The 12,135-nt window shown below is 61.5% G+C and carries 13 protein-coding genes; 6 read left to right on the plus strand and 7 right to left on the minus strand.

The genetic code is table 11. The annotated features are described in order from the left end of the window. Position 1 precedes the first annotated feature (1 nt). The 3 genes from A6U87_RS28700 to A6U87_RS28710 form a co-directional block, all read right to left on the minus strand. Entirely contained in the window at positions 2–991 is a 990-nt protein-coding gene (locus tag A6U87_RS28700) for a WD40 repeat domain-containing protein (RefSeq protein WP_065694804.1), read from the minus strand. Then, positions 991–2,106 carry a GTP-binding protein gene (locus A6U87_RS28705; protein ID WP_065694727.1) on the minus strand — a complete coding sequence of 372 codons (1,116 nt, stop codon included), beginning with the start codon at positions 2,104–2,106 and terminating at the stop codon, positions 991–993. The genes A6U87_RS28700 and A6U87_RS28705 overlap by 1 nt, the downstream gene beginning before the upstream one ends. Before the next feature lie 137 nt (positions 2,107–2,243). Continuing rightward, positions 2,244–3,035, minus strand: a complete 792-nt coding sequence (locus A6U87_RS28710; protein ID WP_065694728.1) for a creatininase family protein — start codon at positions 3,033–3,035, stop codon at positions 2,244–2,246. A 7-nt stretch (positions 3,036–3,042) separates the two neighbouring features. Between A6U87_RS28710 and A6U87_RS28715 the strand changes: the two genes are divergently transcribed. From A6U87_RS28715 to A6U87_RS28725, 3 genes are all read left to right on the plus strand, one after another. Further along, the gene (locus A6U87_RS28715; protein ID WP_065694729.1) at positions 3,043–3,633 is read left to right on the plus strand and encodes a MarR family winged helix-turn-helix transcriptional regulator; all 591 of its coding nucleotides are present in this window, start codon (positions 3,043–3,045) and stop codon (positions 3,631–3,633) included. 121 nt (positions 3,634–3,754) lie between these two features. Then, positions 3,755–4,777 (plus strand): LacI family DNA-binding transcriptional regulator, encoded by a 1,023-nt coding sequence (locus tag A6U87_RS28720; protein ID WP_065694730.1) that lies wholly within the window; start codon positions 3,755–3,757, stop codon positions 4,775–4,777. A gap of 16 nt (positions 4,778–4,793) precedes the next feature. Further along, positions 4,794–5,741, plus strand: coding sequence for a 2-hydroxyacid dehydrogenase (locus A6U87_RS28725; protein ID WP_065694731.1), 948 nt, complete (start codon positions 4,794–4,796; stop codon positions 5,739–5,741). Positions 5,742–5,796: 55 nt separating this feature from the next. Here A6U87_RS28725 and A6U87_RS28730 read toward each other — a convergent pair whose 3' ends face one another. After that, positions 5,797–6,168 (minus strand): hypothetical protein, encoded by a 372-nt coding sequence (locus A6U87_RS28730; RefSeq protein WP_065694732.1) that lies wholly within the window; start codon positions 6,166–6,168, stop codon positions 5,797–5,799. Between the two features lie 167 nt (positions 6,169–6,335). Between A6U87_RS28730 and A6U87_RS28735 the strand changes: the two genes are divergently transcribed. Both A6U87_RS28735 and A6U87_RS28740 read left to right on the plus strand, forming a co-directional pair. Beyond that, entirely contained in the window at positions 6,336–6,800 is a 465-nt protein-coding gene (locus A6U87_RS28735) for a GNAT family N-acetyltransferase (RefSeq protein ID WP_065694733.1), read from the plus strand. Positions 6,801–6,835: 35 nt separating this feature from the next. Then, positions 6,836–7,741 carry an adenylate/guanylate cyclase domain-containing protein gene (locus A6U87_RS28740; RefSeq protein WP_065694734.1) on the plus strand — a complete coding sequence of 302 codons (906 nt, stop codon included), beginning with the start codon at positions 6,836–6,838 and terminating at the stop codon, positions 7,739–7,741. Positions 7,742–7,748: 7 nt separating this feature from the next. On the opposite strand, the gene A6U87_RS28745 is transcribed toward A6U87_RS28740, so the two are convergent. Next, on the minus strand, positions 7,749–8,528 hold the full coding sequence (locus A6U87_RS28745; RefSeq protein WP_065694735.1) for a gamma-glutamyl-gamma-aminobutyrate hydrolase family protein: 780 nt from the start codon (positions 8,526–8,528) through the stop codon (positions 7,749–7,751). A gap of 294 nt (positions 8,529–8,822) precedes the next feature. Here A6U87_RS28745 and A6U87_RS28750 point away from each other — a divergent pair, with 294 nt between their 5' ends. Next, on the plus strand, positions 8,823–9,929 hold the full coding sequence (locus A6U87_RS28750; RefSeq protein ID WP_065694736.1) for a TRAP transporter substrate-binding protein: 1,107 nt from the start codon (positions 8,823–8,825) through the stop codon (positions 9,927–9,929). A gap of 59 nt (positions 9,930–9,988) precedes the next feature. On the opposite strand, the gene A6U87_RS28755 is transcribed toward A6U87_RS28750, so the two are convergent. Then, positions 9,989–11,530 (minus strand): TRAP transporter large permease subunit, encoded by a 1,542-nt coding sequence (locus A6U87_RS28755; RefSeq protein WP_065694737.1) that lies wholly within the window; start codon positions 11,528–11,530, stop codon positions 9,989–9,991. A gap of 22 nt (positions 11,531–11,552) precedes the next feature. Next, positions 11,553–12,092 (minus strand): TRAP transporter small permease subunit, encoded by a 540-nt coding sequence (locus A6U87_RS28760; RefSeq protein WP_065694738.1) that lies wholly within the window; start codon positions 12,090–12,092, stop codon positions 11,553–11,555. Between the last annotated feature and the right edge of the window lie 43 nt (positions 12,093–12,135).

The following is a 12,135-nucleotide window of genomic DNA, read 5'->3' on the forward strand; positions in this document are numbered from 1 at the left end:
TCTAAGCGGCGATATCGACGACGCCGCAGTCGCCCGCTTCGGAGGCGAACGCAAGCAGCTTGCCGTTCTTGCTCCAGCTCATCGAGGTGATGGCGCCCTTGCCGGGGCGGCGGAGCAGGGCTTCCTTGCTGTCGTTGAGACGCACGGCGAGGATCATGCCGTCGATGAAGCCGATCGCGAGGATGTCCTCGACCGGATGGAACTTCACGGCGGTCGCCATGATGTTGGCGCGGGTACCGAGTTCCAGCGGCGCCTTGCCCATCGGTCCGTCCTTGCCCTGGAACGGCCAGACGATCGCAGCCGGCGCGCCCGATGACGCGAGCCACTTGCCTTTGGCGGACCAGGAGAGAGACTTCACCTTGGCGGGATAGCCGGTCATGCGCATGTGTCGAGCTTCGCTGCCCGGCTTGATGTCGAGTTTCCAGCCGTGCAACGCATTTTCCTGCATCGTGGTGACGAGGAAGTTGCCGTCGGGGGAGAAGGTCACGCCGGTATGGGCGCCCTTCCACTCGAGATCGACGGGCTTTGCTTCGGTGGCGACCCAATGCAGCGAGACGCCGTTATAACGTGCCGCGGCGATGCGCATGCCTTTCGGCGCAAAGGCAAGGCCTTCAACCGTGCGCTCTTCGGTGAATTCCTTCGTCGTGCCGTCGGCCAGCCGGACGAACGAACTCTTGCCATAAGCATAGGCAATTGCACCCTGCGGCCCGGCGGCCAGCTGGGAAATCCACTTGCGCGGCGCGTGGGCAAGTTCGGTCACGGAGCCGTCGGCTGCGATCCGCAGGACCTTGCCGTCTTCACCGCCCGAGATCAGGCTTTCGCTATAGGGGTCGCGAATGCAGCTGATCATGCCCTGATGGGCTTCGGACAGCTTCTCGCCGCCGTCCAGCCGGTGAAAGCTGCCGCTGGCATTCGCGAAGAAGGGGATATCACCTAAAAATTCGACGGCCAGAATATGGCCGTCGATATCGAATGGGGCAACTGTTGGCATCAGGCGGCGGCCTCGCACGCCTTGAAGGAGGCCTCCAGCTTTTCGCGGTCGAGTTCGCGGCCGATGAAGACGAGACGGGTCTCGCGCTTCTCGCCATCCTTCCAGGCGCGCTGGTGATCGCCTTCGATGATCATGTGAACGCCCTGAACGACGTAGCGTTCGGCGTCGCCCTTGAAGGCGATGATGCCCTTCAGGCGTAGAATGTTCGGACCCTGCGTCTGCGTGACCTTCTGGATCCACGGGAAGAAGCGGTCCGGGTTCATTTCACCGCCGCGCAGCGAGACCGACTGCACCGTCACGTCATGGATCGGCGACATGGCGCCATGATGATGGTGGTCATGATCGTGATCATGGTGGTGGTGATGCTCGTGATCATGGTCGTGGTCATGACCATGGTGATGATGGTGATCGTGATCGCAATCCGGGCCGCAGACATGATCGTCGTGGTCATGGTCGAGGAAGTGCGGATCGTTTTCCAGCGCGCGCTCCAGGTTGAAGGCACCCTGATCGAGCACTCGGGCGAGATCGACGCCAGAGCGGCTGGTCTTGTAGACGCGGGCCGAGGGGTTGATGGCGTGGACGATGTCTTCGATCTGCGCCAGTTCTTCCGGCGTCACGAGGTCCGTCTTGTTGATCAGGACGACGTCGGCAAAAGCGATCTGGTCCTCGGCTTCGCGGCTGTCCTTCAGGCGCAGCGGCAGGTGCTTGGCGTCGACGAGAGCAACGACGGCGTCGAGTTCCGTCTTGGCGCGGACGTCGTCGTCCATGAAGAAGGTCTGCGCGACAGGCACCGGATCGGCAAGCCCCGTCGTTTCAACGATGATGCCGTCGAACCGGCCCGGGCGGCGCATCAGGCCTTCGACGACGCGGATCAGATCGCCGCGCACGGTGCAGCAGACGCAGCCGTTGTTCATTTCATAGATCTCTTCGTCGGATTCGACGATGAGATCGTTGTCGATGCCGATCTCGCCGAACTCGTTGACGATGACGGCGTATTTCTTGCCGTGGCTCTCCGTCAGGATGCGGTTCAGCAAGGTCGTCTTGCCGGCGCCAAGGTAGCCGGTGAGAACGGTGACAGGGATAGGCTTCTGCTGAGTGGGGATTGCGTCGGTCATGAGAACCTCGAGAGTGGGGGCTTGCCCAAGGACCGGAGGACCCGGGCATAAAAATTCGTCGGTCTCATATAAGGAGTTGCGACGGGCAGTTCAAAGGGTTTCGTATGTTATAAGATCACATTGCGTAAGCGAAACGGCTACGCCAGCTGTGACAGGTCGAATGCATCGACATCCTGCAGCAGTTCCACCAACCCCGTTACCGCATGCGCGATCAGCGCTTCGCCCTTTTCCGCTGTCGCCAGAGCCGCGTTGCCGGCGACGCCCTGTCGGTTGAGATCCGACATCTTCCAGCCGAAGGCATGCGGGCCATAGGCGCGCAGGTGTTTGAAGCGTTTGGTGAAGTCGCTTTGCCGCGAGGGGAAGTTGGCGGCCTTGCCCATGTCCACCTTGTCGGGGTTCAATGCCAGCATGACCGAGGTTTCGATGTCGCCGCCGTGGATGTCGACCGCCTTTTCCTCGAGCGATATGGTCCCCGGCGGCAGGCCGAAGCGGGTCCAGCTGGTGGCGACGGCGAGCATGTTGAAGCGCACGCGCGCTTCGGTCGCGACGATCGTCATCAGCGGCGAATTGCCACCATGGGCATTGAGCATCACGAATTTGCGGATCCCTTGAGCCGCGAGCCGTTCCGCAATGCCAAGCCAGCGCTCGACGGCCTCGGCGTAGCCGAGGGTTTGCGTGCCTGTCACATCCATATGCTCGATTGAATAGCCGACCGATTCGGTGCGCAGGAACGTTACCGGCAGCTGCTCGGGCAGGGCGGATTTGAGCCGGGCAACGATGCCGCTGGCGATCAGCGTGTCGGTGTCGAAAGGCAGGTGGGGGCCGTGCTGCTCGTGGGCGCCGAGCGGCAGGACAACGATCCACCTGCTCCGTTCGGCGGGCAACAGGGTCGGATCGTTGTCTTCGAAGTCGTGTGAAGGCGCAATCATCCGGCTAATGCCTCTTGTTTATGACGAGATCATGCGCAATGTCATAACGCAGCGCTCTCAATGCTTAAAGATCAAAGGGATGGCGATGGGCAAGAAGCACAAGGACGGCAAGAAGCAAAAGTCCAAGAAGAAGGATCAAACCGAATATACGGTGGTCGATCTTTCGCCGGCTTTGACGCAGGCCGCCCGATCGATGCGCACCGTGCTCTCCCGAAACCTGCTGGATAGCGGGCTATACGCCGGGCAGGACGGCGTCATCCTCTCGCTTGCTGAAGCCGACGGCATGACGGCTGGCGCTCTGGCGCACAAGCTCGGCGTGAAGGCGCCAACGATGACCCGCACCATCGGGCGCATGGAGGCGCAGGGCTTTCTCGAGCGCAAGGCCGATGCCGACGACGCACGCCTGACCAAGGTCTATCTCACGGAACTCGGGCGCAGCAGCGTCGCGGCGATCGAAATGGCGTCGTCCGCCTGCGACAGGCTGGCCACGCAGGAGTTCTCCGAAAAGGAGATCCGCAACCTCGTTCGGCTTCTGAAGGCAATCGACGGCAATCTTCAGGCGGAAGCCATACCTCTCGAAGAGCCCGAGGAAATTTGACAGTTTCATGAAATTACAAATTGCGCCCTCGGATTTAATCTTTTAATTAAACATTTTAAGAGCTCCCGTCTTTCCGATCGGCCGGGTGCAGAGAAACCCGCGCGTTGCCTGGGGAGGACACGTGGCTCAGAAGATCAAGCTTTCGACCATCGCCGAAACGCTCGGCATTTCCACCGCAACCGTATCTCTTGCCTTACGCGACAGTCCGCTGGTCGCCGGCGCCACGCGCGACAAGATCAAGGAACAGGCCCGGGCGCTCGGCTATATCTACAACCGTCGCGCCGCCAGCCTTCGCACCTCGCGATCGGGGATTATCGGCGTCGTCGTGCACGACATCATGAACCCGTTTTACGGTGAAATTCTCAAGGCGATCGAAAGCGAGCTCGACCGGAGCCGGCACACGTTCATCCTTTCCAACCATTATGACTCGGTCGAAAAGCAGCGAACCTTCATCGAAACGCTGCTGCAGCTCGGCGGCGACGGTGTCATCATGTCGCCTGCCATCGGCACGCCGCCCGAAGACATGCAGCTTGCCGAAGATAACGGCATGCCGGCTATCCTCGTTGCCCGCTCGATGGAGGGGTCAGATCTGCCGACCTATCGCGGCGACGACAGCTACGGCATCTCGCTTGCCACCAATCATCTGATCGGCCTTGGCCATCGCTCGATCGCGATGATCGGCGGCACCGACCAGACGTCGACCGGGCGTGATCGCTACCAGGGTTACGTGAACGCGCTGCGCAAGGCCGGCATCGATGTCGATCCGGGGCTGCGCATTCCCGGCCCGCGCTCGATGCAGGGCGGCTTTGAGGCTGCCGTGCACTTCCTGTCCCTGCCGCAAAAGCCTACGGCTGCCGTCTGCTGGAACGATCTCGTTGCGATCGGCCTGATGAACGGTATCGCTCGCGCCGGCTTGGTGCCGGGCAAGGATATTTCAGTAACCGGCTATGACGATCTCGAGGAGGCATCGATTTCGATGCCGGCGCTGACGACCGTGTGGAATGGTCAGGCCGAGGTTGGGCGGCTTGCCGCTCGCGCGCTACTTGATCGCCTTGCCGGCAGTCACGAGCCCGATGGTATCCATCTCATCAAGCCGGAGATGCGGATCCGTCAATCCACCAGCCCATACCGGGCCCGCCTGTAATCACAGAGGAAATGCCATGTCCCGCATCGCTGTTCTCGTCCCGGGGAAGATACACGAGCGCGTTCTTGCGCACCTGAAGGAAGCCTTCGATATCATCGAAGCCGATCCCTTGTCGCTCGATGCAGCGACCGCCGGGCGCATTCGCGGCGTTGCGGTTTCCGGAACGTTTGCCGCAGCATCCATCGATGCACTGCCGATTGTCGAGCTGATCTCGAGCTTCGGCGTCGGCTATGATGGGGTCGATGCAAAGCATGCGGCGTCCAAAGGCATCATCGTCACGAACACGCCTGACGTGCTGAACGACGAAGTGGCCGATACGGCGATCGGGCTTCTGCTCAACACCGTTCGCGAGTTCCCCCGTGCGGAGAACTGGCTGCGCGAAGGCAACTGGAAGCCGGGGCAGAACTATCCCCTGTCTCGTTTCTCGCTGAAGGGTCGCCATGTCGGGCTTTATGGCCTCGGCCGCATCGGCCAGGAGATTGCCAATCGCCTTGCGCCGTTCAAGGTGAAGATCAGCTATCACACGCGGTCGCGCCATGCCGATGCCCCCTATGACTACTATCCGACATTGAAGGAACTGGCGGACGCCGTCGACACGATGATCGCCATCGTTCCGAAAACGCCGCAGACCCACAAGACGGTGAATGCCGAAGTGCTCTCAGCGCTCGGCCCGGACGGCGTCTTCGTCAATGTCGGGCGCGGCTGGACGGTTGATGAGGAGGCGCTCGCCTCGGCATTGTCTTCCGGCAAGCTCGGAGCCGCGGGCCTCGATGTCTTCTATGACGAACCGCATGTACCTGCGGCACTGCTGAACCTGCCGAACGCCGTGCTTCTCCCGCACCTAGCTTCCGGCTCGGTGCCGACCCGCAATGCCATGGCTGATCTCGTCGTCGATAATCTCGTCGAGTGGTTCGGGAAGGGCAAGGCGTTGACGCCGGTTCCGGAAACGCCCGTGAAGGGCTGACGATCGAAGGCGCGCGACGATCGGGCGATCGTCGCGCGCTTATCGTTGCCGGCGGTTATTTGGCGACGTGCCAAACCCCGCCCATGCCTTCGCCGTTCATGTCGCCGCCCTTCTTGTCGCCGCTGAATGTGTAAAGCGGCTTGCCGCCATAGGCCCACATTTCCTTGCCGTCGGCAGCCTTGACCAGCGTCCATTCGCCTTCAGCCTTGGACTTTGCTGCGGCATGGAACGCCGGCCATTTTTTCAGGCAGGCCTTGTCGCAGTTCGATTTGCCGGCAGTATCTTTGTCGAAGGTGTAAAGCGTCATGCCCTTTGCGTCGGCCATGACCTTGCCCATCTTCGTGTCGACCATCATGGCCGGTTCTGCTGCGACAGCCGAAAACGCGGTTGCGGTCAGCAAACCGATAGAGAGAATCAGCGTTTTCATGATTACCTCCAAAACGGGAGTGCCAGCGGGATGCTGGTAGTGCTCGCTCTGCTTCAGAAAACGCTGCGGGAAAGTTGCGGTTCCATCCCTGCACGCGAGGCGTTGCCAGCAATGCGGGTCTGGCTAGGATGTTGCGGAATCAGTGCCCATAAGGACCGGAGAAGCGCATGCTGACCATCAGGACTTATCGTCCGGCTGATAGCGAGGCGACTGCGGAAATATTCCTGAGGTCGATCCGCGAGGTTGCGTCAAAAGACTACGATCCGGCACAGGTGGACGCCTGGGCCAAGATGGAAGACCTGGAGGCCTGGGCTAGGCGGCGGGCAAGCCGACCGACATGGATTGTCGAGCACGATGCGGTGCCTATCGGCTTTAGCGACCTGGAGCCGGATGGGCATCTCGACATGATGTTCGTTCATCCCGAGTATCAGAGCATCGGCGTGGCCTCGCTGCTGCTTGCGACCGTGGAGGCCGCAGCGCGCGATCAGGGACTGGCACGTCTGTTCACCGAGGCGAGCCTGACGGCACGGCCCTTCTTCGAGAAGAAAGGCTTCGTCGTGCTGGCAGCTCAGAGCGTTGAAAAGCGGGGCCAGCTGTTGCAGAACTTCCGCATGGAAAAGTCGCTGCGCTAGATGCGCCGACTGAAACCGAGGAGGGGTGGAGACGCATGAGCGAGACGCAGCGGAAGCTTACGACGATCTTTTCCGCCGACGTTCAGGACTACACCCGCCTGATGGGTGCGGACGAGGAGGGGACGCTTGCGACGCTGAAGCGTTACCGGGACGCGATGTCGCGGCTGATCGGCGTGCATGGTGGGCGGGTGATCAATACCTGGGGCGACGGGCTGATTGCCGAGTTTCCGAGCGTCGTTGAAGCGGTGCGGACGGCGGTGGACGTCCAGAACGAATTGGCCGGCTTGAACGCCGCACGCCCCGCCGACGGCCGGATGCTGTTTCGGATCGGGATCAATCTTGGGGACGTGATCGTCGAGGGCGACGACATCTATGGCGATGGCGTGAACATTGCGGCCCGGCTGCAGGTGTCGGCGCCGGCCGGCGGAATCGTGATCTCCAATACCGTCTACGACCAGGTGCGCAACAAGGTGGCTGTCGGCTTCGATTTCCTGGGGCCGCTGGCGGTGAAGAACGTGGCCGATGCCGTGCCCAGCTATGCGGTGCGGATCGGCGAGCGCGAGGATGCGCCACAGCAACCGAGGACCGATGACGTCCGCCCTGCTATGGCGCCTGTTGCGCAGGCTCGCCGACCGGCGATCGTGGGCCACAAGCCTGTCGCTTTCTTCGCGGTGATCGCCATCGCGCTGGTCGTGATCAACATCCTGACCTGGCAGGGGGTGTTCTGGGCAGAGTGGCCGCTCCTTGCCATTGTCTTCCTTGCGGCGATGAACTGGAGCCGAAGCCAGAGCTGGCTGGACCCGCGCCTTGCGGGCCTGGGGGTTGTCGCAGCGGGCCTGGTCTGCATCAACCTTCTGTCGTGGCACGGCGTGTTCTGGGCGGTCTGGCCGCTTTTGGCCATCGCCGTTGTCGTGAGCCTTCGATGGATGAAGCGCCGCTAGCGAGGGTTCAGGCGATCGCCTTTGACGGTGCCATCGGCAGCTTGCCGGTGGCGTAATCTCTGACCGCATCACCAAAGGCGGAGAAGATCTGGTTGGAGGGCTTGTCGGTTTCGGCCCAGTATTCCGGGTGCCATTGCACGCCGACCGCAAAGGCTGGGGCGTCGATGACGGAAACGGCTTCGATCGTGCCATCCTCGGCCACGGCTTCCACCTGCAGGCGCGGCGCGGTGTTTGCAATCGCCTGGCGATGCAGCGAGTTCACCTTGATCTCGCCAGGACCGATGATGCGGGCGATGCAGGATCCTTCCTTGACGAATACGCTCTGGCGGATCGCATACATGCCGTCGCGATCGACGTCCGCCGGCTTGCGATGATCCCAGATGCCGGGCTGGTCCTGAATCTCGCTGGCAAGCGAGCCACCGAGCGCAACATTGAGTTCCTGGATGCCGCGGCAGATCGCCAGCAGCGGGATCGCACGATCGATCGCCCGGCGGATGAGCGGCAGGGTGGTCATGTCGCGGGCGACGTCGAACGGTCCGTCGGCCTCGGTGGCCGGCATTCCGTAGAAGGAGGGGTGAACGTTGCTGGCCGAGCCGGAAACGAGGACGCCATCGACACGATCGAGGATCGCATCGGTGTCATATCCCTCTTCGAAGGCTGGAATGATGAAGGCCATGACGCCGGCGGCATTCAGCGCCGCGCGGACATACTGATGTTGCACGGCATGCCAGCTCGCGCCGTCGAAGGTGCGGATGTCGGCTGGAACGGCGACGATAGGCTTCGTCATGTCTACCCCGGAAAATGATGCGCTTGGCTAATGTGTGAAACCAGAAAGCCTTCGAAGTCAACGTTTCGATCCAATCGCGGGCAAAATTGCGGCAGCTGCCACTCTCCCGCTCGCGGAATCATTTTCTAACCTGCTGATTTCGATGGAAATGATCAGCCCGCCACATTGGCGTCGTGATCCCAAAGACTAATAGTGCACCGCTTGAAACACATGCGTGCACATGCTTAGCTCCACACCATTGTGCGGGTAGGGATGAGGGTTCGCCGCGCAGTACCATCTATTGGGAGGTTTTTGATGGATCGTCGTTCATTCATGAAGAAGGCAGGAACCGCCGGCGCCGGCGCGGTTGCTGCGACTGCGCTTGCGGCCCCGGCGATCGCACAGGAGAACCCGAAGATCTCGTGGCGCATGACATCTTCGTTCCCGAAGAGTCTCGACACGATCTATGGCGGCGCCGAAGATATTGCCAAGCATATTGCCGCATCGACCGATGGCAATTTCACTATCCAGCCCTTCGCCGCCGGCGAGATTATTCCGGGCCTGCAGGCGGCGGATGCCGTCAGTGCGGGCACCGTCGAGGCCGCCCATACCTGCTCCTATTATTTCGTCGGCAAGGATCCGACCTATGCGATCGGCACGGCCATTCCGTTCGGTCTCAACGGGCGCCTGACCAATGCCTGGTTCTACCAGGGCAACGGCAATACGCTGATGAACGAATTCTATGCCACGCAGGGCATCTACGGCCTGCCCGCCGGCAACACCGGCGCTCAGATGGGTGGCTGGTTCCGCAAGGAAATCAACACGCTCGACGACCTGAAGGGCGTCAAGATGCGCATTGCCGGCCTTGCGGGCCAGGTGATCAGCAAGGTCGGTGTCATTCCGCAGCAAATCGCAGGCGGCGACATCTATCCGGCGCTGGAAAAGGGCACCATCGACGCGTCCGAATTCGTCGGGCCGTATGACGACCTGAAGCTCGGTCTGCACAAGGTGGCGAAGTACTACTACTATCCGGGTTGGTGGGAGGGCGGTCCGACCGTTCACGCCTTCTTCAACCTGGAAAAGTGGAATAGCCTGCCGAAGCACTACCAGGCGGCCCTCAACGATGCCTGCGCCTTTGCGAATACCAACATGTTGGCAAAGTACGACCTCAAGAACCCACCGGCCTTGAAGCAGCTGGTTGCCGAGGGCGCGACGCTGCGTCCGTTCAGCCAGGAGATCATGGAAGCCTGCTTCCAGGCGTCACTTGGGATTTACGGCGAGATTTCGGCCTCCAACCCCTACTTCAAGAAGATCTACGAGGACCAGACGGCGTTCAAGCGCGACGCTTATCTCTGGATGCAGCTGTCCGAATACACCTTCGACACGTTCATGATGATCCAGCAGCGCGCCGGAAAGATCTGATCGCCACTCGTGACGCCTAAAGATGAAAGCCCCGGATCGCCGTCCGGGGCTTTTCTTTGTCATTTGATCTGCGGCGGCTGGCTCAGGTCCGTTGCCGGCGGCGCGGGCTTTGCCGGGGCCGGTGGTTGTCCGGGCAGGCCATTCATCGGGGGCAGGGTCAGCCCGGGCAATTGCGGCGAGGCTCCGCCCGGCGCGCCCAGGGGCGGCAGCGAAAGGCCGTTGCCGCCGAAGCCCGGAACCTCGATCTTGATCGAGTTCGGATCGACTTTCGCTCCCTTGTCCAGCCAGTAGGTCACCGATTGCGGCCAGAAGATCACGATCGCGACGAGAATCAGCTGCATGCCGACCCAGGGCAGGGCGCCCATGTAGATGTCCGAGGTCTTGACGTTACGATCGGCGATAGAGCGCAGGTAGAAAAGCGCGAAGCCGAAGGGCGGGTGCATGAAGCTCGTCTGCATGTTGACGCAGATCAGTACGCCGAACCAGATCAGGTCGATGCCGAGCGCCGAGGCGACCGGCGCCAGCATCGGGATGACGATGAAGGCGATCTCGAAGAAATCGAGGAAGAAGGCCAGCACGAAGATGAAGATGTTCACGAAGATCAGGAAGCCGACGGGGCCGCCGGGAATGCCCGACAGCATGTGCTCGATCCAGCGCGAGCCATCCATGCCCTGGAAGACGAGGCTGAAGCAGGTGGAGCCGATCAGGATCATCACCACCATCGAGGTGATGTGCATGGTCGAGCGCATCGCCTCCTGCATCAGCGGCCAGGTGAGGCGGCGATGCATGGCGGCAAGCGCCATGGCGCCAACGACGCCGAGCGCGCCGGCTTCGGTCGGCGTCGCCAACCCCATGAAGATCGTGCCGAGAACGAGGAAGATCAGCACGATCGACGGCACCATGCCGCCGAGAACCTTGAGGAGCAGCGCCCAGCTGAAATCGCCGCGCACCTCCTTGGGCAGCGGGGGCACTGAACTCGGCTTCACGATCGACAGGATCAGGATATACCCCATGAAGATCGCGACCTGCAGGATCGAGGGGCCGATGGCGCCGAGATACATGTCGCCGACCGACTTGCCGAGTTGGTCGGCAAGGACGACGAGCACAAGCGACGGCGGGATGACCTGAGTGATCGTTCCGGAAGCGGCGATAACGCCGGTCGCGAGCCTTGGGCTGTAGCCATAGCGCAGCATGATCGGCAGCGAGATGACGCCCATGGTGATGACCGAAGCAGCCACGGTACCGGTGATCGCGCCGAGCACGGCACCCACCAGGATCACCGCATAGGCAAGACCGCCCGGGACCCGGCCGAAGAGCTTGCCCATGCCTTCCAGCAGGTCCTCGGCCAGACCGCAGCGCTCAAGGATGGCGCCCATGAAGGTGAAGAAGGGGATGGCGAGCAGCAGGTCGTTGGAGACGATGCCGAAGAAGCGCAGCGGCAGCGCCTGCAGGAAGGCTTCGCTGAAATGGCCGGTGTAGATGCCGATGATGCCGAAGAATAGGCCGACGGCGGCCAGCGAAAAGGCGACCGGGAAGCCGTAGAGCATGAACAGAACCATGCCCACGAACATGGCCGGCGGAATGATGCCGAAATCAAACAAATGCTATTCCTCCCGGTCCTGATTACTGCAGCGGCTTTTCGTATTTCGTGTCGATATCCACGTGGCCTGTCAGGGCCGCGATCCGCTTGATCAGCTCGGAGACACCCTGCAACGCTAGAAGGCCGAAGCCGCAAAGGAGGACGAGCTTGACCGGCCAGCGGATGAGCCCGCCGGCATTGGCCGAGACCTCGTGCTGCTGATAGGAGGAGAGGAAGAAAGGCCAGCAGAGCCAGGTGAGAAAAATGCAGGCCGGTATCAGAAAGACGATCAGGCCGATGATGTCGATCCAGATCCGCGCCTTGTCCGACGCGGCGCCGTAGATCAGATCGACGCGGACATGTTCGTTCATGCGCAGCGTGTGTGCCGCACCGAGCACCACGACGAAGGCGAAGAGATACCACTGGATCTCAAGCCAGCCGTTGGAGCTGTAGTTGAACGAGTAGCGGATCAGGGCATTGGCGGCGCTGATCAGGCAGCATAGCAGGACCATGTATTCGGACAGCTTGCCCATGAATTGGCTGATCGCATCGATCAGCCGGCTGACGGTCAAAAATGCCGACATGCCTCTCCCCTTTTTTCGTGCCTTTTTCGGCACGTTCTCCCCT

This window comes from Rhizobium sp. AC44/96, from assembly GCF_001692185.1.
GTDB lineage: Bacteria > Pseudomonadota > Alphaproteobacteria > Rhizobiales > Rhizobiaceae > Rhizobium.